This window comes from Rubrivirga aquatilis (assembly GCF_046845665.1).
Lineage (GTDB): Bacteria > Bacteroidota > Rhodothermia > Rhodothermales > Rubricoccaceae > Rubrivirga.
Genome location: NZ_CP177355.1, coordinates 2,492,458 through 2,516,515 on the forward strand (window position 1 = coordinate 2,492,458; position 24,058 = coordinate 2,516,515).

23 protein-coding genes are annotated in these 24,058 nt (G+C 70.7%); 11 read left to right on the top strand and 12 right to left on the bottom strand.

Features of this window, described 5'->3' with window-relative positions:
* Nucleotides 1-219 precede the first annotated feature (219 nt).
* The 3 genes from ACLII4_RS10830 to serS form a co-directional block, all read right to left on the bottom strand.
* On the bottom strand, nt 220-1,833 hold the full coding sequence (locus tag ACLII4_RS10830; RefSeq protein WP_412067414.1) for a DUF1501 domain-containing protein: 1,614 nt from the start codon (nt 1,831-1,833) through the stop codon (nt 220-222).
* A gap of 2 nt (nt 1,834-1,835) precedes the next feature.
* A complete protein-coding gene (locus ACLII4_RS10835) occupies nt 1,836-3,353 on the bottom strand; it encodes a DUF1800 domain-containing protein (protein WP_412067415.1) in 1,518 nt (505 codons plus the stop codon).
* A gap of 163 nt (nt 3,354-3,516) precedes the next feature.
* Nucleotides 3,517-4,791 (bottom strand): serine--tRNA ligase, encoded by a 1,275-nt coding sequence (serS, locus tag ACLII4_RS10840; protein WP_412067416.1) that lies wholly within the window; start codon nt 4,789-4,791, stop codon nt 3,517-3,519.
* Nucleotides 4,792-4,909: 118 nt separating this feature from the next.
* On the opposite strand from serS, the gene ACLII4_RS10845 reads away from it, so the two are divergent.
* Entirely contained in the window at nt 4,910-5,323 is a 414-nt protein-coding gene (locus tag ACLII4_RS10845; protein WP_412067417.1) for an META domain-containing protein, read from the top strand.
* A gap of 6 nt (nt 5,324-5,329) precedes the next feature.
* On the opposite strand, the gene ACLII4_RS10850 is transcribed toward ACLII4_RS10845, so the two are convergent.
* From ACLII4_RS10850 to ACLII4_RS10865, 4 genes are read right to left on the bottom strand one after another with little or no spacing between them, the layout of a single operon-like run.
* Nucleotides 5,330-6,247 carry an SDR family oxidoreductase gene (locus ACLII4_RS10850; protein ID WP_412067418.1) on the bottom strand — a complete coding sequence of 306 codons (918 nt, stop codon included), beginning with the start codon at nt 6,245-6,247 and terminating at the stop codon, nt 5,330-5,332.
* The gene (locus tag ACLII4_RS10855) at nt 6,247-6,666 is read right to left on the bottom strand and encodes a cobalamin B12-binding domain-containing protein (RefSeq protein WP_412067419.1); all 420 of its coding nucleotides are present in this window, start codon (nt 6,664-6,666) and stop codon (nt 6,247-6,249) included. The genes ACLII4_RS10850 and ACLII4_RS10855 overlap by 1 nt, the downstream gene beginning before the upstream one ends.
* Before the next feature lie 8 nt (nt 6,667-6,674).
* Complete coding sequence (locus ACLII4_RS10860) at nt 6,675-7,094, bottom strand: hypothetical protein (protein WP_412067420.1); 420 nt, start codon at nt 7,092-7,094, stop codon at nt 6,675-6,677.
* 46 nt (nt 7,095-7,140) lie between these two features.
* Nucleotides 7,141-7,650, bottom strand: a complete 510-nt coding sequence (locus ACLII4_RS10865) for an acyl-CoA thioesterase (protein WP_412070562.1) — start codon at nt 7,648-7,650, stop codon at nt 7,141-7,143.
* A gap of 253 nt (nt 7,651-7,903) precedes the next feature.
* Here ACLII4_RS10865 and ACLII4_RS10870 point away from each other — a divergent pair, with 253 nt between their 5' ends.
* Entirely contained in the window at nt 7,904-8,752 is an 849-nt protein-coding gene (locus ACLII4_RS10870; protein WP_412067421.1) for a hypothetical protein, read from the top strand.
* Here ACLII4_RS10870 and ACLII4_RS10875 read toward each other — a convergent pair.
* The 4 genes from ACLII4_RS10875 to ACLII4_RS10890 form a co-directional block, all read right to left on the bottom strand.
* The gene (locus ACLII4_RS10875) at nt 8,739-9,077 is read right to left on the bottom strand and encodes a hypothetical protein (RefSeq protein ID WP_412067422.1); all 339 of its coding nucleotides are present in this window, start codon (nt 9,075-9,077) and stop codon (nt 8,739-8,741) included. The two genes, ACLII4_RS10870 and ACLII4_RS10875, sit on opposite strands and share 14 nt — an antisense overlap.
* Nucleotides 9,078-9,214: 137 nt before the next feature.
* A complete protein-coding gene (locus ACLII4_RS10880) occupies nt 9,215-9,718 on the bottom strand; it encodes a hypothetical protein (RefSeq protein WP_412067423.1) in 504 nt (167 codons plus the stop codon).
* A gap of 26 nt (nt 9,719-9,744) precedes the next feature.
* A complete protein-coding gene (locus tag ACLII4_RS10885) occupies nt 9,745-10,989 on the bottom strand; it encodes an asparagine synthetase B (protein WP_412067424.1) in 1,245 nt (414 codons plus the stop codon).
* Nucleotides 10,990-10,996: 7 nt separating this feature from the next.
* Complete coding sequence (locus ACLII4_RS10890; RefSeq protein WP_412067425.1) at nt 10,997-12,994, bottom strand: tetratricopeptide repeat protein; 1,998 nt, start codon at nt 12,992-12,994, stop codon at nt 10,997-10,999.
* Between the two features lie 91 nt (nt 12,995-13,085).
* Between ACLII4_RS10890 and ACLII4_RS10895 the strand changes: the two genes are divergently transcribed.
* The 6 genes from ACLII4_RS10895 to ACLII4_RS10920 all read left to right on the top strand — a co-directional run bounded on the left by ACLII4_RS10895 (nt 13,086) and on the right by ACLII4_RS10920 (nt 20,620).
* On the top strand, nt 13,086-14,276 hold the full coding sequence (locus ACLII4_RS10895) for a 1-deoxy-D-xylulose-5-phosphate reductoisomerase (protein ID WP_412067426.1): 1,191 nt from the start codon (nt 13,086-13,088) through the stop codon (nt 14,274-14,276).
* 18 nt (nt 14,277-14,294) lie between these two features.
* On the top strand, nt 14,295-15,728 hold the full coding sequence (gene rseP, locus ACLII4_RS10900) for an RIP metalloprotease RseP (RefSeq protein ID WP_412067427.1): 1,434 nt from the start codon (nt 14,295-14,297) through the stop codon (nt 15,726-15,728).
* Between the two features lie 207 nt (nt 15,729-15,935).
* On the top strand, nt 15,936-16,733 hold the full coding sequence (locus ACLII4_RS10905; protein WP_412067428.1) for an isoprenyl transferase: 798 nt from the start codon (nt 15,936-15,938) through the stop codon (nt 16,731-16,733).
* A 195-nt stretch (nt 16,734-16,928) separates the two neighbouring features.
* On the top strand, nt 16,929-19,391 hold the full coding sequence (gene bamA, locus ACLII4_RS10910) for an outer membrane protein assembly factor BamA (RefSeq protein WP_412067429.1): 2,463 nt from the start codon (nt 16,929-16,931) through the stop codon (nt 19,389-19,391).
* A gap of 61 nt (nt 19,392-19,452) precedes the next feature.
* Nucleotides 19,453-19,998, top strand: coding sequence for an OmpH family outer membrane protein (locus ACLII4_RS10915; protein ID WP_412067430.1), 546 nt, complete (start codon nt 19,453-19,455; stop codon nt 19,996-19,998).
* 25 nt (nt 19,999-20,023) lie between these two features.
* A complete protein-coding gene (locus tag ACLII4_RS10920) occupies nt 20,024-20,620 on the top strand; it encodes an OmpH family outer membrane protein (RefSeq protein WP_412067431.1) in 597 nt (198 codons plus the stop codon).
* Between the two features lie 89 nt (nt 20,621-20,709).
* Here the strand turns inward: ACLII4_RS10920 and ACLII4_RS10925 are convergent, their stop codons facing one another.
* On the bottom strand, nt 20,710-21,627 hold the full coding sequence (locus ACLII4_RS10925) for a carboxypeptidase-like regulatory domain-containing protein (RefSeq protein WP_412067432.1): 918 nt from the start codon (nt 21,625-21,627) through the stop codon (nt 20,710-20,712).
* A 153-nt stretch (nt 21,628-21,780) separates the two neighbouring features.
* Between ACLII4_RS10925 and panB the strand changes: the two genes are divergently transcribed.
* From panB to bcp, 3 genes are all read left to right on the top strand, one after another.
* Entirely contained in the window at nt 21,781-22,614 is an 834-nt protein-coding gene (gene panB, locus ACLII4_RS10930) for a 3-methyl-2-oxobutanoate hydroxymethyltransferase (protein WP_412067433.1), read from the top strand.
* 183 nt (nt 22,615-22,797) lie between these two features.
* Nucleotides 22,798-23,595 carry a 5'/3'-nucleotidase SurE gene (surE, locus tag ACLII4_RS10935; RefSeq protein ID WP_412067434.1) on the top strand — a complete coding sequence of 266 codons (798 nt, stop codon included), beginning with the start codon at nt 22,798-22,800 and terminating at the stop codon, nt 23,593-23,595.
* Entirely contained in the window at nt 23,595-24,056 is a 462-nt protein-coding gene (gene bcp, locus ACLII4_RS10940; protein WP_412067435.1) for a thioredoxin-dependent thiol peroxidase, read from the top strand. Before surE ends, bcp begins: the two co-directional genes overlap by 1 nt.
* The last annotated feature ends 2 nt before the right edge of the window (nt 24,057-24,058 follow it).

Genomic DNA, 24,058 nt, shown 5'->3' on the forward strand with positions numbered 1-24,058 from the left:
ATCGGTGGGTCGGGGAGCCGACGCGGGCCCTCGGGTTCATCGTCCGGGACGGGCACGCCTCGGCGCTTCTGGACCGGGTCATCAGGCCCCGCCGCGCCGCGATCGCCTGACGGCCCTCCCAGTCGGTGGCGTCTCTGCGCGGCCGAAGCCGACACGGTTGCCCATGGAAGTATTTGGCGGCGGGCCGATGCTGCGCATGCGTCGGCACCCGGCCGGAGACTAGCGGACGACGGTGGCTTGAACCAGTCGGGTCTGCCCCAGGGCGTCCAGTCGGAGGAGGTACACCCCGGCCGGCAAGCGGCTCGCATCGAAGTCCACCGAGTAGGAGCCCGGCGGGTAGGTCCGGTCCGCTAGGCGGGCCACCAATCGGCCGCGCACATCGAAGGCGCGGATCGTTGCGTGCGCAGTCGATCCTACCGAGAACGGAATCCGGGCCCGGTCGCGCACCGGGTTGGGCGAGGGCGACCCCAGAACGAGCGCTGCATCGGGTGCCGACGGATCGGCCGAGACGCCGCGCGCCCCGACGAATCCGACGGGGTCGTAGTCGCCGCCAAGGATGCCGACGAGGTCGGTGGGTTCGAGTCCGAGCCAGGAGCCGAGCGCGGCGGCATAGACGGACCGGAAATCCGTCGAGTGGCGCACGTTGCCCGTGTTGTCCAGGTCGCTGAGGTCCGGCGCCGCGCCGAAGAAGCCGCCCTGTACCCCCTTACCCAGTGCGAACAGCGGGGCGGCGGTACCGTGGTCGGTGCCGTTCGAGCCGTTCTCGGCGACGCGCCGCCCGAACTCGGAGAACGTCATCGTCAGGACGCGCTCGTCGTCCCCGGACGCGCCGAGGTCGGCCTGGAATGCCGCCAGCGCGCCGCCGAGTTGGCCGAGAAGGGTCTGCTGACGGTCGAGCTGGTTGGCGTGGGTGTCGAACCCGCCCAGCGAGACCAGGTAGATCCGGGAGTCGAGGCCCCCTTTGATGAGCCGAGCGACCGCGGCCAGGTTGTTCGCCAGCGTGGACGACGGGTACTCGACGGCGTTCGTCCCGTCGGTGCCGGCCTGCTGAACCGCGCCGATGTAGACGTTCGAGGCGTTCGAGATGGCGCGGATGAATCCGAGCTCCGAGCCCGACGGCGTCGGAGCGATGTCGCTGGGGTCGTAGAGCCCCTGCCCGGCGACGATCTGTTCGAGCAGGTTCGTGCTCGCGATCCGCATGCTGAGGTCGCTCTCTCCGCTCTGGAACAGCAGCGGGTTGTACGATCCGAGCTGGACCGCCGGCGGGTGCTCCGGGAGCTGGTCTTCGTACGTCGGAAACGCGGTGCGAAGGCCTCCGCCGACCCAGCCGCCGTCGTAGCGGTCCGGTTCCGTTCGGGCCGTCGACCAGATGTCGGTCGCCGCAAAGTGCGACAGGCTGGAGTCGTCGTAGCCGACCCCGTGGACGATGCCGAGGTGGCCGTCTCCCCACAGCCCTTCCAGCGGAGCCAGCCCGGAATGCATCCCGACGTCCGCGCTGAGCGCCACCGTGTCCTGGCTGGCGATGGCGATCGACGGGCGCGCCTGGTAGTAGAGGTCGTTGCGGATCGGGACGATGGTGTTCAACCCATCGTTGCCACCGGAGAGCTGGACCAGCACCAACACCCGGTCCGTGTCGAGCGCGGAGAGGCGACCTAGCAACGAGCCCCCGTCGAGGGCGTAGGCGCGGGTGCTGCCCAGAGTGACCGCCGCCGCCGTTCCGAGGCCGGCGCGGAGGATGAAGTCCCGGCGCGTCCAGTCGTGGTGGTCGCGATCGTGCGCGGCGCCGTGGTCGAGAGAAGCTGCGCGGGGCCGATGCGCGTGGGAGTGGCACATGGCTAGAGGAGCTGGTACTCGGGCAGCCGAGCGAGAAACTGAAGGGTCGCCCGGATGCGAGCGGGGGCGGTGGACGCCTTAGGGTTCCACTCGTAATCCGGAATGCCGGCGAGGAGAATCTCGACGGCTTCAGTGCGCGTGGGCTCGGGCACGGGGACCGAGATCATCCGGTCGGCGAGATCGTCGACGAGGAGGTACGGATCGAACGGGTTCGGCAGGGAGAGCGCGAAATCCTGCGCGATGGAGCCTCGGCTTATCACGTCGTCGCTGGTGAGCCACCGCGTCGGGAGAGTGCTAGTGTCGAGCCAACTGCGGCCGACGGCCCATCCCGAGACGTTGGGGGGATCGAAGGGGCGTTGGCCGGCGTCGCGCGATTGCCGAAGGACGCGGCCGACGAGCGCGTCCGGGTCCGCGGCGCCCGTCGTTCGCAGCAGGCCGACGACGTGCTCGAAGGGGCTCTTGATTTTGGCCGCGAGGACGCCGTCCGAGAAGAAGTGCGCGCTGCCGAGCAACGCTCGCACGGCCGGCTCGATGGCGAAGTCCGCGCCGTCGAGCACCCCCGCCAGCTCCTCGACGACCTCCTCGTTGGGGATGTCGTGGACGAACTCGCGGTACAGGCGCCGCGCGACGTAGTGGGCGACGGCCGTGCGGCGCGCCGAGAAGATGAGCGCCATCGCCCCGTCGTAGTCCAGCGCCCCGGTGACGCCGAGGACCGTCTTTTCACCGGCGTCGAACCGGTTGGGGTTGAGGACGGACGTGAGTTGAGTGTTGGGGGCCGTCCAGCCCGTCAGTGCTCGCGCCAGTTCCCCGATGTCCTGCTGGGTGTAGTTCGGCGACCCGTCGGGGCCGGTGATGCCCATGGTGAACAGCTCCAGCAGCTCGCGGGCAAAGTTCTCGTTCGGGTTGCCGACCCGATTCTGATCGCCGTCGAGATACTTCAACATCGACGGCGTCCGGCCGATCTCATGGATGAGTTCGTCGTAGCGGCCGAGCGCATGACGGCGCAGGAGATACCAGTACTCGTAGTTGCGGTGGCCCCGGTTGCCCGTCTCGACGCTGCTTACCGGGACCACGCTGTGCCAGAGCATCGCCAGCCGCTCTCGGAGAGGCGACCCCGGGTGCCGAAGGCCGAGCGCTTCCCGGACGACCGACTCGCGAGAGTCGATGAGGCCCTCTCGGTTGGCTTGCTCGTACGCCTCTTTTTCTGCCTCGGACGCCGAGCTGGGGGGGCGGGGGATGTCAGCCCAGTACGGGCGAGGCGGCGTCCCGGCCGCGAGGGCGGCGTCGACCGTCCCTGCGACGGCGTCGGCGGGCGTCGTCTGCACATGCTGATCGACCGCCGAGGCGTCGAGGCCGAAGCCCGTCCGACGGACGAGGTGCGCGGCACGGCGCGCGTCCCACGGCGCGGAGGCGGCAGGCGCGAACGGAGCGAGGCCGCCCGCGTAGGGCGGCGGCTCAGCCGGGGGGAGCGCTTGGGCGTCGTCGGTGGCCCGAGGGCGGAGAAAGCGGCGACGGTCCATCGGAGCCTGAGCGGGGGAGAACAGTATCGGCGGAGAGGCCGCTCTCAAAACTATCGATCCCCGATGGGCCTCTGCGGTGACGTTGCCGGTCGCCGTCGGGGGGGCCTGCCAAGCCGTGCCCGCGAGTCTGGCCGCTTCGGCGCCGGCACCAGGGCGAGGCAGGTCAGCCGATGGTGTCGAACCCGGCCATCGCCGCCAGCCGCTCCGGCAGTCGGATCGAACCGTCGGCCTGCTGGCCGTTCTCGAGGAGCGCCGCCACGATTCGCGGGAGCGCGAGGGCCGACCCGTTGAGGGTGTGGACGAACTGCGGCTTCTCGCCCTCCGCCGGACGGAACCGGACGTTCGCGCGCTGCGCCTGGTACGCCTCGACGTTGGACACCGACGACACCTCGAGCCAGCGGCCCTGCCCGGCGCTCCACACCTCGAGGTCGTACGTCTTGGACTGGGTCATGCCGAGATCCCCGCTCGCGAGCGTCAACCGGCGGTAGGGGAGCCCGAGCGCCTGCACGGCGCGCTCGGCGTCCGCCAGCATCGCTTCGAGATGGTCGTAGCTGTCGTCGGGGTGGACAAAGCGGACCAGCTCGACCTTGTCGAACTGGTGGAGCCGGTTGAGCCCCCGCACGTCCTTGCCGTAGCTCCCGGCCTCGCGGCGGAAGCACGGCGTGTAGCCGGTGTACAAGCGCGGGAGGTCGTCGGCCGCCAGCACCTCGTCGCGGAGGTAGTTCGTCAGCGGCACCTCGGCGGTGGGGACCAAGTAGAGGTCGTCGGCTGACGTGTGGTACATCTGGCCCTCCTTGTCAGGCAGCTGTCCCGTCCCGATGCCCGACGCCTCGTTCACCAAAATGGGTGCCTGGATCTCGGTGTAGCCCGCCTCGGTCGCGAGGTCAAGGAAGAGAGCGATCAGGGCGCGTTGGAGACGGGCGCCCTTGCCGACGTAGAACGGGAAGCCAGCGCCGGCCACCTTCGCGCCGCGCTCGAAGTCGACGAGCCCGTGCCGCTCCGCGAGGTCCCAGTGGGGGAGCGCTTCAAAGTCGAACGTCGGCTTCGTGCCCCATTCCATGTCGACGCGGTTCGCGTCCTCGCCGCCGCGCGGGACCGACGGGTGCAGCGTGTTCGGGATCTCCAAGAGCGCCGCGCGCAACGTCTCGTCGAGCTCGCGGACCGCGTCCTCGCCCGTCTTGATCTCGGCCTTGAGGGCGTTCGACTCCGCCAGCAGGCCCTGCGCTTCGTCGCGCTTGCCCGCCTTCATCAGCGGCCCGATCTCGCGGCCCAGCTCGCCCTGCCGCTGGCGCTTGGCGTCGAGGTCCGTGACCGCCTGACGACGGCGCGTGTCGGCGTCGAGGGCGCGGTCGACGGCGGCGGGGTCGCCGATCCGCTTGTCTCCCATGTCCGTTCGGACGCGGTCGGGGTCGTCGCGCAGGAGGTCGAGGCTGATCATCGGTCGGGGAGAGGGGACGGCTGGAAGCTAGCCCGGGGTCTGGGGACGCCGCGAGCGGCGGGGGCGGCTTCGCGAGGCCTTGGCGGGCCCTAGTTTGAGGCGTCCCCCCGATCTCGCCGTGCGCCTCGCCCTGCTCCTCGCCGTCCTCGGAACCGCCGCGCTCGCGGCCTGCAGCCCGTCGGCGCCCGTCGGCATCGCCGCCGAGGTGCCAGGGACGACCTGGTCGCTGGAGCGGATCGTGACGGCCGACGGCGACGTGGTCCGGGCCGAGCCCGCAGAGATCTCGTTCGGGCCCGAGGGGTCGCTGGCGATCCAGTCGTGCAACGCATGCTCCGGCCGCTACGCCGCGCAGGACAGCGTGCTCACCATCGACGGGCCGCTGGCGTGCACCAAAAAGGCCTGCCCGGCCGGCGCGTTGGAGCTGGAGCGACACGTGATGGGGGCATCCGTGATGCGCCGCGAGGGCCTCTACCTCACCGTCCTTCCCGCCGACTCGACGGTCGACCAGCTGCTGTTCGTCCCCGCCCAGTAGCGCGGTCTACACCCGCTCGCGCAGCGCCAGCCGCTCGCGGACGGTTGCCAGCGAGGCGTCCAACGGGGTCGGGTGGAAGCCCAGCTCGCTCTCGGCGCGCAGGATCAGCAAGCCCGCGCGGAGCGGGCGGGGCGCGCCGGGGTGCAGCTCCGCCGTCGTCGTGGGCGAGATGAGGTCTGGGTCGAGCCCGAACGCTTGGGCGACCTGGAGCGCGAGTTGGAAGACCGTGAGCACCTCCCGGCCGGCGATGTGGAAGACGCCGCCGCGACGCTGGCGGACGAGCCGCATCACGCCGTCGGCCAGGTCGTCGTCGAAGGTCGGCGTGCGGAGTTGGTCCGCCGCGACACGGATCGGGCGCCGGGCCGTGAGCTCGCGCACCACCCAGCGAACGAGATCGAGGCGGGGCACGCCGGCGGGCACGCCAAAGACCATCGTCGTCCGCACGACGGCCCAGTCGTCGAGGCGGGACAGCCGGAGCGCGTTCTCGGCCGCCAGCTTCGAGCGGCCGTAGGCGTTGATCGGCGCGGGGCGGTCGGCCTCTGCATAGGGGCCCGCGAGCCCGTCGAAGAGGAAGTCCGTCGACGGCAGCACCAGCCGCGCGCCGTGCCGGCCGCACGCCTGTGCGAGGGTGGCGACGGCGTCGACGTTGAGGGCCCAGCACGCCTCGCGGTCGGCCTCGCAGGCCTCGACGCTCGACATCCCGGCGGCGTGGAGCACCACGTCGGGCGCGAAGTCCTGCATCACGCGGTCGACGGCCCCGCCATCGAGCACGTCGAGCCGGGCGTAGCCCCCGCGTGAGCGCGCGAGGGCGGGGCCCCGGCCGGTCGCCAGCACGTCCGCGCCGGGCTCGCGCGCCGCCGCCCGCACGAACGCCTGCCCGACCAGGCCGTTGGCGCCGGTCACCAGAATCCGGGGCGGCAGCATTACGACCGCCGCTCGCGCACGGCCGCGTCGAGCGCGGCGGTGATGTCGGCGAGGGGCGCCCCGGGCGTGAACACGTGGCCCACGACACCGCGCGCCAGCAGGTCATCCGCATCCGCCTGCGGGATTGTGCCGCCGGCCACCAAGATCACGTCGTCCAGCCCGGCCTCGTCGAGCAGCGTCCGCAAGCGGGGCAGCACCGTCCCGTGCGCGCCCGAGAGGATCGAGACGCCGACCACGTCGACGTCCTCCTCCTCAGCCGCACGTACGATCACGTCGGGCGACTTGCGCAAGCCGGTGTAGATCACCTCCATCCCCGCGTCGCGGAGGGCGGCGGCGACCACCTTGGCGCCCCGGTCGTGGCCGTCGAGGCCGACCTTGGCGATGAGGACGCGGATGGGGCGGGAGAGCGTGTCGGTCATGGCGGAAGCTAGAGGCGGAGCCGAAGGCCGAGCCCGGCGCCCAGGTCGAAGTCGGTCTCCTCGACGAGCTGAAGGCGTGGGGAGACGAGCCCGTAGATCTCGATCTCCTGGGTGAGTGGCGCCTCCAAACCGACCCCCAGGCTCACGCCGAAGGCGTCGCGGCCCCCGGTGTGCACGAACACGCCGGGCCCGTAGAAGAGCGCCAGGTTGGTGTCGGAGCCCTGCAGGCGGCGCGAGCGGAGCAGGTAGTGGCCCTCGGCCGAGACCGAGTCGTCGAGGTCCCAGCCGATGGCGAGGATGACGGCGCCCGCGCCGGACCCCGCTTTGAGCGAGAGGCCGGTGGGGGTGCCGATCTGGCCACCGATGGCAAGCTGGGCGGAGGCGGGGGCGGCCACCAGCAAGGCGGCGGCGAGGAGAAGGGAGCGCATGTCGAGGGGAGAGGGAGAGGGGGGAGCCGTGCCGTGTACGCCCCCGTTACGGCGTCGGCTCCCCGGGCGGCTCCAGCGCGAGGTCGTCGAGGTGCTGGCGGAGTTGGTCGGCGTCTTCGAGGCGGAGCCGGCCCGCCAGCACGAGCCGAAGTTCGCGGCGGCGGGCAGCGGCCTCGAAGCGCGACTGTTCCGCGTCGGTCTGCGGGGTTAGCGGCGGCACGGGGATCGGCCGGCCGCTCTGGTCGACGGCCACGAACGTGTAGAACGCCCGGTTGCAGTGGCGGCGGGTGCCCGTGCTGTTGTCCTCGGCCCACACGTCGATCCCGACCTCCATCGACGTGGTGAACGCCCGGTTGACGGTCGCCTCCAGCACCACGACCTCCCCGAGCCGGATCGCAGCCCGGAAGTCGACGGAGTCCACCGACGCGGTGACGACGGTGCGGTGGGAGTGGCGCTGGGCCGCGATGGCGGCGCAGACGTCCATGAAGTGCAGGAGCCGCCCGCCCATCAGGTTGCCCAACGTGTTCGTGTCGTTGGGGAGCACGAGCTCGTTCATCGTGCACTGGCTGGCGGAGGGCGTCTTATCGGGCACGGATTCGCGGAATCTGGGGAGCGTGGAAGCTAGGTCCGCGGCAGAGCTTGCCCGACGGAAGCCGGAGAAGAGGAGGGGAGGACGGGAGCCGCGGAAGGGCCATGGCGGCAACGCGTCTTGCCGAGGCGCATCGGAACGACATCTTCATTTCTTCGATCCTCTTTTCCGCTTGTCTCCCAGTGAGGCGGCCCGATACTCCTCCGGTCCGACCTCCCGCATGCCGATCCTCCCCGCCGTCCAACGCCTTGTCGACCGGCTCCTCTACGAGCGGGTCCGTCCCCTGGCAGCCCGGATGCAGCCTGGCCGGTTCGATGCCGTGGCCCGGGCGCTGGCCGTCGCCGCGACGCCCCTCGTTCTGGCGACCTCGCCGCGCGAGACGCGGGCGTACCTGCGCCAGATCGGCGTGAGCGCGGGGCCGGTCCACCATCTCCGGTTCGCGTACCTGAAGGCCGTCGAGCGCTTCCGGGGCGACTACGTCTACCTCCGTCCGCACGACCCCATCCTTAAGGGCCCAGGCTTGCGGGCGTTCGAAGAGACGGGAGAGGCGGCCGTGATGGTCGGGTGGAGCGCCTACGGCATGATCGGCGCGGCGCGGCTGGCGGTCGAGCGCGGCGACCGCGTCGTGCGCTACCCCTACGGCGGGGAGAACGGACCGGCCCCGGACACCATCGCGCCGTCCGAACGGTGGGCGGCGTTTCAGGCCGAGGTGCGGACCCAGCTCATCCAGCCCGTGCAGATCGTCCCGGGCGGGTCGCCGCTGGCGTACATCCGCGCGCTGCGGAGTGGCCAGAGCCTGATCATCCTGCAGGACGTGCCCGAGCCGGAGGCCCCACGCCGCCGGCTGGCGGGGACCGAGCGGCCGCTCCCCGTCGGGGCGGTCCGGCTGGCGAAGGCCGCTCGCGTCCCGATCTACGCCATCGACACGTCGTTCCGGGGGGGGCTCCTCCACATCGAGCTCGACGGCCCGCTGGACATGGACGAACAGGCGCTCCTCGACCGCTTCTCGAACAAGATCCGCGAGCAGCCCTGGGCCTGGACGCTCTGGCGCGAGTTCACGGGGGCGTAGGGGACGGAGATTGGGCCGTCAACACCACGGAGACGATGCCGGCGAGCGCACCCAGAGGGAGGTACACGATGGAGGTGAACAGGCCTAGCAGAACGAACCCGATGACCACAACGACGACTGGCATTCCAGTGAACAGGTACCCCGCGCCGACGGCGAGCGCGACGAGCGCGTAGGCCAGCACAGCCACACTCATCCCCGTCATCGCGCCCTCATAGACGGATCCCTTGCCCTGAGCCTCCGCGAGTGTCTGCCGGAGAAGCCAGGCCGCCACCCCAGCGCCAGCCGTGCCCACCCCGATCAGAACGGGGGGGGGGACGCCGATCATCGAACCAAACCAATCGGCGACGGTGGCGGCCGCGATGCCCCCCGCGATCGCAAAGCAGACGACCCTGCGTCCGGTCCCCCTCGGTTGGGAGGGGCGGCAGGACGTGGACTCGAGAGTGAGGGTCGGCACGGATTCGGTCAGAGATCTTCGAGCGGCGGGGGCGGATCGACGGGTCGAGCGCGGCTTCGGTCGCTGGCGGCCAGGGCCAGCAGCAGTCCGGTGGCGGCTCCGAGGGGTAGCAGGAGGATCGAGCTGAGGGCGGCCCCAAGCCTGAGGTACAAGAGGACAGTGGCCGCCGGCTCCCTGGTCGCGACGGTAAACAGCGTGCCGTAGACGAGCGCGAACAGGAAGTACGCGAGGGCGACGATGGACACGCCCACCAAGACCCCTACCAGCGCGGAGGCGCCGATGGATCGGCTCGGTGGAGCCGTGCAAAACGGGCGTCCCAAGAGGTAGCCCGCCAACGCTGCAGCTCCGGCTCCGCACGGGATCATGGCGAGCGAGAGGGGCGAGAACGAGGATGCGTCGAGGAGACCTGTAAAGCCGACGACGACCGCCGCTCCGGCCGCTCCGACGATGGAGAAGACGGTCACGACGCGCACCACGTCGGTGGTCTCGCACGGCCCCGGTTGGGCCGTCATCGACGGGTCGCGGCCACGCGCCACGGCTAGGTCTTCTGCGGCTGCTTCTTCGCGGCTGGGAACAGGACGTTGTTCAAAATGAGCCGGTAGCCCGGCGAGTTCCGGTGCAGCGACAGGTCCGTCGGTGGGTCGCCGACAAAGTGCTGGTAGTCCTCGGGGTCGTGGCCGCCGTAGAAGGCGAAGAAGCCCTGTCCGGCCGGGCCGTAGAGGTAGCGGACGGCGCCTGTCGTTGGGCTCTCACCGAGAATCACCACGCCCGGCTTGATGGCTGTGGGGCGGAAGGCGGTCGTCTGGCCCATGAACCCGCGCACGCTGGCGACGTGGTTCTGCGTCAGCATCGTCGGGACGGGGTCCCACCGCGCCGAGAACTCGAAGAGCGTGAAGTAGTCCGTCAGCGGGTTGCGGAGCGCGGGCGGTGGCGGGCTGTCGATGTCGGCGTGCTCGTACTCCATCAGGTTGAGGACGGGCCGGAAGTCCTGGAAGGCCATCGTGCCTGAGAAGTCGAGCATCGACGACACGTTCGGCGTCTGGCCGTCGCCGTCGATCTGGGCCGGGGCGATGTCGAGCCCGGCCGTCGCGAGGGCAAGGTCGAACGTGTCGGCGCCGGAGCACATCGCGAACAGGAACCCACCCTCTACCACGTAGCCGCGGATGGCCTGGGCGACCGCCAGCTTCAGTTCACTGACCTTCCCGAACCCGAACGCGCGCGCCGACGTCTCGGCCTCCTGCTGTTGCTGCTGGTACCACGCCTGCCCGTGGTACATCGAGTAGAACTTGCCGTACTGGCCCGTAAAGTCCTCGTGGTGGAGGTGGACCCAGTCGAACTCGCCGAGCCGGCCCGCGAGCACGTCGGCGTCGTAGATCTGCTCGTAGGGGACCTCGGCGTACGTCAGCGCGAGTAGCACGGCGTCGTCCCAGGGCAGCGTCTGGTCCGGGGCGTAGACGGCGATCGACGGCGCCTTCTCGAGTCGCACGACGGACGTGTTCGCCGCCGGCGACTCGGCGGCGTCCACCTCAGCGGCCCCGTCGGTCGACTCGAAGGTGACGCCGCGTGAGCGGAGCTCCGTCCGCAGGTCCGAAACGTCGGGCATCACGAACGCCCCGCCGCGGACGTTGAGCAGCCAGTCCACTTCGAGGCCGAGGTCGAGCGCGTGGTAGACGGCGCCATACGCACGCAGGTGGTCGGCCTGCGCGTCGTCCATCGGGACGAGCAGGTTCTGGGCGGACGGGGTGCTGGCGAGGAGCGCGAACGCGACGGCGAGGACTCTCATGGCAGGCTCAGGAGGGGGAGGAGCGCAGGCGGCGCAACGCCTCGCGCGCGGCGGGCGCGAGCGGGGAGCCGGGGTAGCGCTCCAAGAGCCGATCGTAGCGGTCGGCAGCGGAGCCGGGATCGCCCATGCCCTCGAAGGCCTCCGCCTGACGGCGTAGCGCACGGTCGCCGAAGTAGGATGAGGGGACGTCCACCAACAGCTTGTCGAGCGTGGCGACGGCGACCGCGTCTTCTCCCTGGGCAAACTGGACCGCGGCCCGGAGATACAGCGACTCGTCGGCGAGCGGGGCGGTGGACGTCAGCGCCGCGTCGAGCGAGTCGAGCGTCGCGAGCGTCTCGGGGAACGCGCCCTGGCGGAAGCGCAGCGCGGCGCGGCCGTAGACGTGCAACGGCTCGTCGGAGCGGTCGGCGTCGAGGTCGAGGTCGAGGTCGAGGTCGGCGCCACCGCCCAGCGCCTCGGACAGCGTCACCCGGAGCGCGATGGCGTCGTTCGAGGCATCGGCGGCCGTGTTTTCGTCGAGCGCCTCCACGCGGGCGAGCGCCGAATACATGAACCCCTCGTACACATCAATGAGCGCCAGTTCATAGCGCGCCTGCTCCGCGATCGGCCCGATGCGGACGGCCTGGTCGACATCCTGAAACTGCGCGCGGGCCGCGGCGAGGTCTCCCCGCTGGATGGCGACATCGCCCAAGCGCAAGCGCGCACGGGCGGCGATCACCGGGTTGCGCGACTGGGCGGCCTGTCGGAGAACCTCCTCCGAACGGTCGAACTCGCGGAACACGTCCGCCAGCAACTCGGCGAGCTGGAGGCGCGAGGCCGGGGCGAAGTCGTCGGCGGGAAAGTCAGCGAGGTAGCGGAGGTAGCCGGCTCGCGCCGAGTCGGCGGCGGCGGTGAGGGCGGCCGCCTCACGGGCCTGGGCATCCCACAGGCGGGTCCGCTCGAACCGGGCGCGGGAGGCCGCGGGTCCGGTCGGGTGGCGTGTCAGCACCTCGTCGAGGGCCCGCGCCGCCGCACCGCTGGCGCCCGCCCCGACGGCCTGCTCGGCGAACTGGACGAGCGACTGGCCCTCCTCGGCTTCGAGTCGGTCGAGCGCGCGGACGGCGTCGAGGGCGCGGTCGTAGTCGCCCTGCTCCAGCGCCAGCCACGCCTGGAGCTCGCGGTAGGCCCGGTTGAGCGGGTCGAGCGCGGCGGCCCGGTCGATGGCGGCGCCGAAGATGGCGGGGGCGTCGCGGCCCGAGAGCAGCCGCGTCAGCCGCGACTGGACGGTCGCCCGGAGCTGGGGCTCCTCCGCGAGCGCATCGAGGTAGAGGGTGGCGGCGCGGTCGTAGTCGAGCGCCAAGCCGTAGAGGTGCGCCAGCTCGACGGGCAAGATGGCGTCGCCCAGCCGCTCGCGGCCGGACGCCAGCACCTCGGCGGCCTGGTCGTAGAGCCGCAGGCCGCCGATCTCGCTGGCGACGCGGCGGTAGGCTTGCGGATCGTCGGGGTCCAGCGCGATCGCGTCGGCCCACGCTTGCCGCGCCTCGTTGTCCCGACCGGCGCGCGACAGGGCCGTCCCGCGCTTGGACAGGAAGGAGACGGACGGCCCGGCCCGAGCGATCCAGGCGTCGATGTGGGCGACGGCGTCGTCGAAGCGGCGGGCGGCGAGGTAGGCCTCTTCGAGCTTGAGCCAGACGGCGACGGCGGTCGGGTCCTCGGCGTAGAGGTCTTCGAGGAGGGCGGTCGCCTCGTCGAGCCGGCCGTTCGCCAGCAGGTTCACCGCGAGCCGGTAGCTGGCGCGCTCGTCCTCGATGCGCGGGCCGCGTGTGATGCGGACGGGCCCCTCCCGCCGGACCTCCTGCGCCTCGTTCTGGATGTCCTCCGGCTCGCGGGCCCGCTGGTCACGCAACTGGTTGAGGCTGTCGAGCACGGCGCGGCCCCGGTTCACGGGCTCGTTGGCCGGCTCCTGCGCCCGCACCGGCGCACACGCGGCGGCGAGACAGAGCGCGAGCAGGGCGGGGCGGAGCATCACGGGCGCGGGCGGGCAGGTCAAGGTAGCCGGACGGCTATCTTGGCGCCCCGTCAACGCCCCCAGTGCGCCGTTCGTGCGGCGCCTGCCGATGCTCCCCGACCTCCGACCGCCCGCGCCCCGCGCCCAAGCCCCGCGCGCGATCGCGGTGCTCGGCTCGACGGGCTCGATCGGGGTCCAGGCGCTGGAGGTCGCCGCGCTCTTCCCGGACCGCTTGCGCGTCGCCAGCCTGGCCGCCGGCTCGCGGTGGGAACTGCTGGCCGAGCAGGCCCGCGCCGTTCGCCCCGACCGCGTCGCGATTGCCGATGAGTCGGCGTACGCCGACCTGTGCGCCGCGCTGGCGGGGACGGGCATCGACGTGCTGGCGGGCGCCGACGCCGTCCGCCAACTGGCGGAGGATGCGGCCATCGACATCGTCGTGGCCGCGATCGTGGGCGCCGCCGGCTTGCGGCCGGCGCTCGCGGCGATCGAGCGGGGGACGACGGTCGCCCTCGCCAACAAAGAGTCGCTCGTGGTGGCCGGCGCGCTCGTCGAGGCCGCCGCCGCGCGGTCCGGCGCCGTCGTCGTTCCGGTCGACTCGGAGCACTCCGCGCTCTTCCAGTGCTTGGTCGGCGAACCCGTCGACGCCATCGAGCGGCTGATTCTGACCGCCTCGGGCGGCCCGTTCCGCGAGCGTGACGGCGCCAGCTTCAGCACCATCACCCCAGCCGAGGCCGTCGACCACCCGAACTGGTCGATGGGCGCCAAGATCTCCGTGGACTCGGCCACGATGATGAACAAAGGGCTGGAGGTCATCGAGGCCCGGTGGCTCTTCGGCGTCGACGCCGACCGCATCGACGTGGTGGTCCACCCCGAGTCGATCGTTCATTCGGTCGTCGAGTTTGTCGACGGGTCCTCGAAGGCGCAGGTCGGCCCGCCCGACATGAAGGTGCCCATCCAGGTGGCCCTGTCGTTCCCCGACCGGTGGCCCGCCCCGCACGCCCGCCTCGACTGGACCCGAACCGGCCCGCTGACGTTCACGGCCGCCGACACTGATCGTTTCCCCTGCCTCGACCTCGCGTACGCCGCGCTCCGCACCGGGGGCTCCGCGCCTGCCGCGCTGAATGCGGCCAACGAGGTCGCCGTCGCCCGCTTCCTGCGTGGCGACATCCGTTTCACCGACATCCCGCGCCTCGTCGAAGCGGGGCTCGCGTCTGCCCGACCGGCGGATACGCTCGACGCCCTCGCCGCCGTTGACGCCGACGCCCGCCGCGCAGCCGCGGCGGTGCTGACCCCAGCCTGACGGATCCCCGTCCACTCTATGGAGGCCATCTTCGACTCCCTCTCGTACTTCCTCTGGGTCGCGCTCGCGCTCGGCGTGCTCGTGTTCGTCCACGAACTCGGCCACTTCCTGGCCGCCCGCCTGTTCGGGATGCGCGTCGACGCGTTCTCGATCGGCTTCCCGCCGAGCCTCTTCGCCCGGAAGGTCGGCCAGACGGAGTACCGCGTCGGGGCGATCCCGCTCGGCGGCTACGTCTCGATCGCTGGGATGGTGGACGAGAGCATGGACGCGGAGGGGCTGGCGAGCGAGCCCGAGCCCGACGAGTACCGGTCCAAGCCGGTCTGGCAGCGCGTCATCGTGATCTCGGCCGGCGTCATCTTCAACCTGGTCTTTGCCGTCCTGCTGTTCGCGGCGCTCGTGTTCATCAACGGGCGGCCCTACACGCCCGCCGAGAACGTGGCACTCGAGATCGCCGAGGGCTCCATCGCCGCCGAGATGGGGCTGGAATCCGGCGACCGCGTCGTGGGCGTCAACGGCGAGCCCGCCGAGCGTCTCGAAGACGTGTTCTCGCCCGAACAGATGATCGTCGACCAGTTCGAACTGACCGTGCTCCGTGGGGGCGACCGGGTCGAACTGATCGCCGAGCCCGCGCTCGCGTCTCGTCTGTCGCGCGAAGCGCTTGAGGTCGAGCGCGCCGACGGCGAGGTCTCGTTCGGCTCCGTCTTCGGCGCCTCGGCCCGATACCCCCCCGTGCTCGCGTCCGTGTCAGCGGGGTCCGCCGCTGACGAGGCGGGCCTCCTGCCCGGCGACCGCGTGCTGTCGATCGGCGGCGAGCAGACCATCTCGTGGGACGCTCTCACTGTGCAGGTGGCCGCGACGGAGGGCGAGGCCGTGACCGTCCGCTGGGCCCGGCCCGACTCGCTCGGCCCGGCCGGCGAGGGCGCCGCCGTCGTCGAGCGGCGCGGCGCGGCGACCATTTACGAGGCCCAGATCGCCCCGCGCGCCTCGGGCGACGGCTACCAACTCGGCGTGACGCGCGACATCACCGCCGCCGGCCAGCGGATCGACCAGCTCAGCATCGGCGAGTCGCTGGCCGACGGCTTCCAGACGACGGCCACGAACGTGACCGGCACCTTCGCCTTCATCGGCAAACTGGTGACCGGCAGCGAGAGCGTCCGCGACAACGTCGGCGGGCCGCTGATGATCGCCAAGCAGTCCAAGGAGGCGGCCGACCGCGGCCCCCAGGTCTTCTGGATGTTCGTGGGCTACCTGTCGATCGCCCTCGCCGTCTTCAACATCCTGCCGATCCCAGCCCTCGACGGCGGCCACCTCGTCTTCCTGATGTATGAGGGCGTGGTCCGGCGCAAACCGAGCTTGAAGGTCCAGATGGTGGTCCAGCAGGTCGGCGTGGCGCTCATCCTGGCGCTGATGGTGTTCGTCATCTTCAACGACGCTGTCCGCTGGTTCGGGTAGGGCCGGCTGGCGATGGGCCGGGGAGGGGAAAAGCGCATGGGCAGAGGGACCTCGCGTTCCGCACTGCGCATTCGCACGGTTCTGACGGCGACGCTCGCGAAACGGGGCCACCTTTGCGCTCCTGCGCTCCTGCGCTCCTGCGCTCCTGCGCTCCTGCGCTCCTGCGCTCCTGCGCTCCTGCGCTCGCCCTCTCCGCTACCTTCCTCAATGGCCACGCCCGTCGACGCCCCGGTCCAGCTGACGAACGTCGCCCAGACGGCGGCCGACCGCGCCGAGCAGGCGGCCCTCCAGGCTCGCGGCTCGATCCCCGAGCACGTCGCGTGCATTATGGACGGGAACGGCCGGTGGGCGAAGGCGCGGGGCAAGACGCGCGTGACCGGCCACCACGAGGGCGTGTTGTCGGTCCGCGAGATCACCGAGGCGTGTGCCCAGCTCGGCGTCAGCCACTTGACGCTCTACACGTTCTCGACGGAAAACTGGAACCGCCCCGCCGCCGAGGTTTCGGCGCTGATGGCGCTGCTCGTGCGGACGCTGCGCAAGGAGGCCGAGAACCTGCACCGCAACGGCATCCGGCTCCACGCCATCGGCGACCTCGACAGGCTGCCAGCCAAGGGCCAGCGCGAGCTGCAAGAGGCGTTCGACCTGACCGCCGGCAACACGCGGATGACGCTGACGCTTGCGCTCAGCTACGGCTCGCGGTGGGAGATCACACGGGCCGTCCGCGACATCGCGGAGGCGGCTCGCGCGGGCCAGCTCGACCCGGCGGAGATCACGGAAGAGACCGTCTCCGAGGCGCTGTTGACGCGCGGCCTGCCGGACCCGGACCTCTTGGTGCGGACGGCCGGCGAGATGCGGCTGAGCAACTTCCTGTTGTGGCAGATCGCCTACACCGAGCTCTACGTCACCGAGACGTTCTGGCCCGACTTCCGCCGGAGCGCGTTGTACGACGCCGTCCGCAGTTTCCAAGACCGCGACCGCCGCTTCGGCCGCGTCGCCGACGTGTAGTCCTGCGGTGCCTGCCGACCGGAGCGGAGGATGGGGGAGAAGACGTGACCCACTCGTCGCGTTGCAATAAGGCCCCAGACCTGCCGTTCGACCCCCGCAAGCGACGGCGGGTTTTCGCCGACTCTGCGCCGGCCCCCCCTAGGCCCCCGCCGTACCCTCCGTGCTCCCCCCGGCCGACCGCCCGACGCGCCCCGAATGATCCGTTTGTCCGCCCTGCGCGCCTCCGTCCTCCTGCTGCTGGCGGTGCCCGCCGCTTTCGCCCAGACCCCCGTCGCCCCCGGGACCGCCGAGATCCTGTCGGTCTCCGTCGAGGGCGCCCTCGATGAGAGCAGCCACGCGCTGGTCCGTTCCATCAGCGGCCTCCGCACCGGCCAGCGTGTCTCGCTGCCCTGGGACCCCGCCTTCGGCGAGGCCGTCCGCAACCTCTACTCGCGCGGCGGCTATTCCGACGCCCAGGTCGTGGCCTCCGAGGTCGTCGGCGACGGCGTCTTCCTGACGATTACCGTCGAGGAACAACCCCGGCTGGCGGCCTACGCCGTCGAGGGCATGAAGCAGGCCGACGTCGACGAATTGGGCACCCAGATCCCGCTGCTGCGGGGCCGCGCCGTCCGTGCGTCCGATATCGAGCGGACCAAGATGATCCTGCGCGACCGGCTCGCGCAGGACGGCTACCGCTTAGCCAGCGTCGAGTCCCGTCAGTCAATCGACACCGACGGCCGCGTCCAGCTCACGTTCGTCGTGGACCGAGGGGAGCGGCAGGCGGTCAGCGACATCCGCTTCGTCGGCAACGACGTGTTCTCGGAGCGGACGCTGCGCAAGCAGCTCTCGAACACCCCGGAGCGCCGCTGGTGGCGGTTTTGGAAGACGGAGACCTTCGACGACGAGAAGTTCGACCAGGACCTCACGTCGCTCGTTCGCTTCTACAACGACCGCGGCTATTACGGCGCTCGCGTCGTTCGCGACTCCGTCTATCTCGAACCCGACGAGGCTGGCGACGAGCGGTTGGTGGTCGAGGTCGAAGTCGCGGAGGGCCCGAAGTACCACATCCGCAACGTGGTCTTCGAGGGCAACACGGTCTACACCGATGCCCAGCTGCAGCTGGCGCTCGGCATCCAGGGCGGCGACGTGTACGACCGCACCCGGATCGAGCAGAACCTCTACTACTCGACCGACCACTCTGACCTTACGAGCCTCTATCAGGACCGCGGGTACTACGAGTTCTACGTCGCCCCCGAGGTCGTGGAGGCCCCGGGCGACTCGCTCGACCTGTTCCTCGAAGTGACCGAGGGCGAAGTCTACGAGTTCGGTGAGGTCCGCATCGCGGGCAACACGCGGACCAAGGAGCACGTCATCCGGCGCGAGCTCCGGACGATCCCCGGCCAGCCGTACTCGCGCCAGGCGATTGAGCGGTCCGTCCGTGAGCTGGCGACGCTCAACTACTTCGACCCCGCCAGCTTTGGCGCCGGCCCGGCCATCAACGTCGATGAGGACGGCAAGACGGTCGACCTGGTCTACAACCTGGCCGAGACCTCGTCCGATCAGTTGGAGCTCTCGGGCGGCTACGGAGGCTCGGGCATCGGGCTGATCCTGTCGGCTCGTGTCACGTTCGCCAACTTCTCCGTTCAGAACCTCGCGCAGGGATTCAAGGGCGGGATGCCGACGGGCGACGGGCAACAGCTCTCGCTCCAGGTCCAGACGTATGGGCAGCGCGCCCAGATCTACTCGCTCTCGTTCACCGAGCCGTGGTTCCGTGGGCAGGCCACCCCGGCGGGCTTCTCGCTCGCGTACCGCCGGCAGACGTTCAACACCGCGACCGGCACCGACGGCTTGTACTCGACGGCCTCGGCGTCGGTCTTCTACCGCCAGCGGCTCAAGTTCCCGGACGACTTCTTCGTCTCCGGATCGAACATCGGGTACCGGCTCTACGACGTCGAGGGGCTGAACAGCAACGTCCTGCCGGAGGGCTTGAGCCAGGAGGTGACGTTCACGCAGTCGATCTCGCGGAACGCGCTCGACAACCCGACCTTCCCGCAGAACGGGTCCAGCGTCGGCCTCTCGCTGTCGGTCGCCCCGCCCATCGGCGACTTTATCCAGTACCACAAGTGGGACCTCAACACGGCGTTCTACACGCCGATCGTGGGGCGCCTCACCGCGAGCGTTAAGACGCGGTTTGGATACATCGGCTCGCTCACCGGCGACCCGGTCCGGTTCCAGCGCTACCTCATCGGCGGGACGCCGCTGGAGGCCTCGGGCACGTCGAGCATCTCGCGCGGCTTCGGTCGGGACCTCGTCTTCTTGCGGGGCTACCCACTTGAGGCCGTCGGCCCGCGCCTCGACGGCGATCCGGTCGGCGGTCGGATCCTGAACAAGTACGAGTCGGAGATCGGCCTCGTTCTTTTCCAGACGCCCCAGCTCTCGCTGGCGCCGTACCTGTTCGCGGATGCCGCCAACACGTATGACGGCTTCGACGACTACGACCCGTCCAGGCTCTTCCGGTCGGCCGGCTTCGGCGCCCGCATCTTCCTGCCCATCTTGGGGCTCGTCGACCTGAACATGGGCTACCAGATCGACCCGTACGCGCCGCTCGGCACGTCCGCGGGCGATATTCAGGATGCGCAGCCCGGTTGGCGGTTCCAGTTCTCGCTCGGCGGCCGATAGCCGCGAGACCCCGCCGGCCTGACCGGCGGCTTCCGACTCGACACCCTCCTCCGACCCACCCATGCGCCTGCTCGCCCTCGTCCTCGTCGCCGCCGCACTCGTGCCTGCCGTCGCCGCGCAGCAGAAGATCGGGTACGTCGACTCGTCGAAGATCCTGCCCCAGATGCCGGAGTTCCAGTCCGCCCAGCAGGAGTTGGATCGGCTCGCGGGCGTCTGGCGTGCCGAGATCGCGACGGCCGAGACCGAATCCCGGACGCTCGCCGACCAGTTCGCTGCTCGCGAGATCCTCTACACCGACGACGAGCGCCAGCAGCAGCAGGCCGCCCTCGAGGCCAAGCGCTCCGAGCGCGACGCCCTGCGCCAGCGCTACTTCGGGCCCAACGGCGAGCTCTTCCGCGAGCAGCAAACGCGGTTGCGCCCCGCGCAGGAGCGCCTGCTGGCCGCCATCGAGACCGTCGCCGACGACGACGAGTTCGACTACATCTTCGACCGGGCCGGCGAATATGTCTTCCTCTTTGCTCGGGCCCGCCACGACCTGACCGACCGCGTGCTCCAGGAGCTCGGGGTCGGGATCGGCTCGGCGGTCGCTCCCGGCTCGACTCGATAACCCCACCCTGACCAGACTCCCTCCGATGACTCTCCGCCTCTCCCTCCTGGCCGTCCTCGCCGTCGCGCTCGCGCCGGCCGCCCTGGCCCAGCCGATGAAGGTCGGCTTTGTCGACACCGACCAGATCGTGATCCGGATGCCGGCCTTCGCCGATGTCCAGGCCCAGCTCCAGCAGCAGCAGCAGGCCGTCGGCGCTCGCGTCCGCGTGCTCCAGGACTCGCTCCAGACGGTCTTCCAGGCCGAGCTCGCCGACTACCAGCAGTTCGCGTCCACGCCCCTCGCAACCGACGCCGCCCGCGCCGAGCGCGAGCAGGCGCTGTTGGTCCTTCGCAACGACATCGAGCAGGCGGAGGTCCAGGGCTTGCAGTACCTGAGCTACGCCGAGGCGCGGCTTCTCCAGCCGGTCCTCAACCAGATCGACCAGGCCATCGCCGCCGAGGCCGAGGCCGGCGGCTACGACCTGGTGCTCCCGACCGTCGCCAACAACGCCCCGGTCTTCCTGTACCGTAGCGAGAAGATCGTCGACCTGACCCCCGGCATCATGGGCCGCCTCGGGATCGACCCGAACTCGCCGCCGCTCGGCCAGCCGCAGGCCCAGCAGGCCGTCCCGCCCGGGCAGTAGGGCAGGCTCCGCCGACCCACATCAGGGCGTCGTCTCCACCGAGGCGGCGCCCTTTTTTTGTGGCAGCCCCGTCGGCCATCTCGCTCGCGTCAGCGGACGTACGCCAGCAACTGCGTCACTTCCTCCGGGTCCGGGATGTGGGCCGTCCCGTAGGTCCTGCCGGAGATGTGGTACACGACGGCCATCACGAGCGCGACCTCTTGGGTTAGCACGCAGGACGCGTGGGGTATGGAGGTAGAGATGCCACCCTGCCCGTCCGCGACGACCACGTTGGCGGTCCCCGACCCGAGCGGCTCGATGCGGACGACATCGCGACCGAAGTCGACCCGTTCGCCGGGCTCGCGGACGACGTTGAGAAAGTTGAGCCACAGGGTGTACGTCCCGCCGGAGATCAGCCCGTCGAGGTCGACGGCGACGTGCGCGGTTCGCCCCTGACACCGGATCACGACCTCCCCGCTCGCAGCTTCCCAGTCCGAGAGGAGCACGGCGGTGCCGTCCGGGCGCACGATCGCCGTCAGCAGCCCGAACGGGGAGTCGAACACGTTGCGGGCGTAGAGCGCGTCGGACGGATTGAGAGGGGGGGCGCCCGCCTGATCCCGCACCTCGCCAAGGAAATCGATGGCGCCGAGGTTGAGGTGGGGCACGACCGGTCGGGGGGCGATCACGAAGTCCTGCCGTGCAGTCTGTCCGGCTGCGATGGCGACGGCCACGGGAAGCGGGGTCACCGCCCGAGCGGCCCGGGGGAGGTCGAGCGAAAGAGACAGGGCGCCTTCGGGAGGGGCCTCGAATCGATACGACCCGGCCCCCCCGGTGGTTGTCTCGGTCTGGCCCGCGCCCGCCGCAAGCCGGACGACGACGTCGGGATAGGTGCCACCCTGGGCGTCGGTGACCGTTCCGGTGAGCGCCGCGACTCCGGGCGGAGGATCGACGACCCCATCACCGCAGCTCAAGAACACGGCTCCGCAGCAGAGGGCGAGCACGAGGAGCCGGCGCGTCCGAGGTCGCATGAGAGCTGGGGCGGGTGAGGGGTCACGCTACGCCATCCCCGTCGTTCACCGACGGCGGACGCGAGATTTCCCCCCGTCGGGTGGCTCGCGCGAGTCGCGGTTCGGAGGGGGGCGGATGGGGAGGGCGTATCCTTCCGGCCCCTCTCGACCCCCATGAGCACCCAGACCGTCACTCCGACTGCCGCCGACGTTCGCCGCGTCACCACCCAGACGCTTCTGGAGATGCGCTCCGAAGGCACGGCCATCGCCATGCTGACGGCCTACGACTACACCTCCGCACGCTTGCTCGACGAGGCGGGTGTCGACGTGCTGCTCGTTGGCGACTCCGCCTCGAACGTGATGGCGGGTCACGAAACGACGCTTCCGATCACCCTCGACCAGATGATCTACCACGCCCAGTGCGTGGTCCGGGGCGTCCACCGCGCGCTCGTGGTCGTGGACCTGCCGTTCGGGGCGTATCAGGGGTCGAGCCGGGAAGCCCTGCGGTCGGCGATCCGCGTGATGAAGGAGACCGGTGCGCACGCGCTCAAGCTCGAAGGCGGCGCGGCCGTCCTCGACTCGGTCCGCCGCATCATCGATGCGGGCATCCCTGTGATGGGCCACCTTGGCCTCACCCCGCAGAGCATTTACAAGTTCGGGACCTACAAGGTGCGCGCTCGCGAAGACGAGGAGGCCGACGAGATCCGCCGCGACATCGTGCGGCTGGAGAAGGCCGGCGTGTTCGGCGTCGTCCTCGAGAAGATCCCCGCCGGGCTGGCGACCGAACTAACCGCCAGCGTCGAGATCCCGACCATCGGGATCGGCGCCGGGGCCGGGTGCAGCGGCCAGGTGCTGGTGACGCACGATATGCTGGGGCTGACGAAGGACTTCAACCCCCGCTTCGTTCGCCACTACGCCGACCTGGGCGCCACGGTCGTCGACGCCGTGGGCCGCTACGTGGGCGACGTGCGAGCGGGCGCGTTCCCCAGCGCGGACGAGAGCTATTAAGGGGGCAGAGTAGAAGAGGGGGCTGGGGACCCAGACGTCGCGATCCAATAGGGGCCCTCGTGTCCTCTCCTCTTCCTGTCCTCCTACCCTCCGCGAGCGCCACGCCGCCGCTGGCGCTCGCGGATCGGGGCCACTCCGCCGCCTGCCGCCCGGTGCGATCTTACGGCACCCCCCGACTCTGCCGTGCCTCGCCTCGCCCCTCTCGACGCTAGCGTCGACCGCCCGCTCATTCTCGTCTCCAACGACGACGGCATCGACGCCGCAGGCATCGTGGCCCTGGTGGCCGCGCTCCACGATCTGGGGACGGTAGCCGTGGTGGCCCCGTTCGAGGAGCAGAGCGCCGTCGGCCACGCGATCACCGTCCGCGACCCGATGCGCGTCCACCCGTGGCCCTTCGGCGACGACGTGTGGGCCCGCGCCGTGACCGGCACCCCGGCAGACTGCGTCAAGATCGCCGTCCAGAAGCTGTTGCCGCGCCGACCTGATCTCGTCGTGAGCGGCATCAACCACGGCCCCAACACGGCCGTCAACGTGCTGTACTCGGGGACCGTCTCGGCGGCCACGGAGGCGACGGTGCTGGGGGTCCCCGCCATCGCCGTCTCCCACGACGCCTGGCGCCCGGACTCGTTTGAGGCCGCAGCAGACGTGGCGGCACGGCTGGCGGCGCGCGTGCTGGCCGACGGCCTGCCCCCGGGCGTGCTGCTCAACGTCAACGTCCCCGACCTCGCCCTCGACGCGCTGGCGGGCGTCCGCGTGACGCGCCAAGCGCGGGCGCGCTGGGACGAGATCTTCGAGGAGCGCCGCGACCCCTTCGACCGGCCCTACTTCTGGCTCGGCGGGGAGTTCGTAGACCTCGACGGGGGCGACGACACCGACCTCGCGGCCGTGGCCGCCGGCTTCGTCTCCGTCACCCCGCTCCAATTGGACCTCACGGCCTACGCCCACTTCGACCGCGTGGTCTCCCTCACCGACTCCCTCTGATGGCCGACATGCCCGCCGCCGGTGACCCGGCCCCCGGCTTTACCGGCACCGACCAGTCCGGCGCCACCGTCCGTCTCGCAGACTTCGCCGGGCGCCCGCTCGCGCTCTATTTCTACCCGAAGGACGACACGCCCGGCTGCACGGCGCAAGCCTGCAACCTGCGCGACAACCACGCGGCCCTGCTCGACGCGGGCGTCGCCGTTGTCGGCGTGTCGCCAGATCCTGTCGAGCGGCACGAGCAGTTCGCCGACAAGTACGCGCTCCCATTTCCCCTGCTTGCGGACCCGAGCCACGAGATCCTAGAGGCCTACGGGGCGTGGGGCGAGAAGTCGCTCTACGGCCGCAAGAGCATCGGGGTCAAGCGGACGACCTTTCTGATCGGCCCCGACGGCCGCATCCGGCACGTCTTCAAGCGTCCGAAGACCAAGGCCCACGCCGAAGAGATTCTGTCACGACTGTAGGA

What these genes read in the sequence shown, in the direction of transcription:
- ACLII4_RS10865 (WP_412070562.1), bottom strand. Translation starts at nt 7,650, where the DNA reads ATGAACGAGCTCGTGCTCCCCAACGACACGAACACGTTGGGCAACCTG.
- panB (WP_412067433.1), top strand. Translation starts at nt 21,781, where the DNA reads ATGAGCACCCAGACCGTCACTCCGACTGCCGCCGACGTTCGCCGCGTC.
- ACLII4_RS10895 (WP_412067426.1), top strand. Translation starts at nt 13,086, where the DNA reads ATGCTCCCCGACCTCCGACCGCCCGCGCCCCGCGCCCAAGCCCCGCGC.
- ACLII4_RS10830 (WP_412067414.1), bottom strand. Translation starts at nt 1,833, where the DNA reads ATGTGCCACTCCCACGCGCATCGGCCCCGCGCAGCTTCTCTCGACCAC.
- ACLII4_RS10915 (WP_412067430.1), top strand. Translation starts at nt 19,453, where the DNA reads ATGCGCCTGCTCGCCCTCGTCCTCGTCGCCGCCGCACTCGTGCCTGCC.
- ACLII4_RS10925 (WP_412067432.1), bottom strand. Translation starts at nt 21,627, where the DNA reads ATGCGACCTCGGACGCGCCGGCTCCTCGTGCTCGCCCTCTGCTGCGGA.
- ACLII4_RS10920 (WP_412067431.1), top strand. Translation starts at nt 20,024, where the DNA reads ATGACTCTCCGCCTCTCCCTCCTGGCCGTCCTCGCCGTCGCGCTCGCG.
- ACLII4_RS10855 (WP_412067419.1), bottom strand. Translation starts at nt 6,666, where the DNA reads ATGACCGACACGCTCTCCCGCCCCATCCGCGTCCTCATCGCCAAGGTC.
- ACLII4_RS10875 (WP_412067422.1), bottom strand. Translation starts at nt 9,077, where the DNA reads ATGATCGGCGTCCCCCCCCCCGTTCTGATCGGGGTGGGCACGGCTGGC.
- ACLII4_RS10870 (WP_412067421.1), top strand. Translation starts at nt 7,904, where the DNA reads ATGCCGATCCTCCCCGCCGTCCAACGCCTTGTCGACCGGCTCCTCTAC.
- ACLII4_RS10885 (WP_412067424.1), bottom strand. Translation starts at nt 10,989, where the DNA reads ATGAGAGTCCTCGCCGTCGCGTTCGCGCTCCTCGCCAGCACCCCGTCC.
- rseP (WP_412067427.1), top strand. Translation starts at nt 14,295, where the DNA reads ATGGAGGCCATCTTCGACTCCCTCTCGTACTTCCTCTGGGTCGCGCTC.
- ACLII4_RS10890 (WP_412067425.1), bottom strand. Translation starts at nt 12,994, where the DNA reads ATGCTCCGCCCCGCCCTGCTCGCGCTCTGTCTCGCCGCCGCGTGTGCG.
- bcp (WP_412067435.1), top strand. Translation starts at nt 23,595, where the DNA reads ATGGCCGACATGCCCGCCGCCGGTGACCCGGCCCCCGGCTTTACCGGC.
- ACLII4_RS10860 (WP_412067420.1), bottom strand. Translation starts at nt 7,094, where the DNA reads ATGCGCTCCCTTCTCCTCGCCGCCGCCTTGCTGGTGGCCGCCCCCGCC.
- serS (WP_412067416.1), bottom strand. Translation starts at nt 4,791, where the DNA reads ATGATCAGCCTCGACCTCCTGCGCGACGACCCCGACCGCGTCCGAACG.
- ACLII4_RS10835 (WP_412067415.1), bottom strand. Translation starts at nt 3,353, where the DNA reads ATGGACCGTCGCCGCTTTCTCCGCCCTCGGGCCACCGACGACGCCCAA.
- ACLII4_RS10850 (WP_412067418.1), bottom strand. Translation starts at nt 6,247, where the DNA reads ATGCTGCCGCCCCGGATTCTGGTGACCGGCGCCAACGGCCTGGTCGGG.
- bamA (WP_412067429.1), top strand. Translation starts at nt 16,929, where the DNA reads ATGATCCGTTTGTCCGCCCTGCGCGCCTCCGTCCTCCTGCTGCTGGCG.
- ACLII4_RS10880 (WP_412067423.1), bottom strand. Translation starts at nt 9,718, where the DNA reads ATGACGGCCCAACCGGGGCCGTGCGAGACCACCGACGTGGTGCGCGTC.
- ACLII4_RS10905 (WP_412067428.1), top strand. Translation starts at nt 15,936, where the DNA reads ATGGCCACGCCCGTCGACGCCCCGGTCCAGCTGACGAACGTCGCCCAG.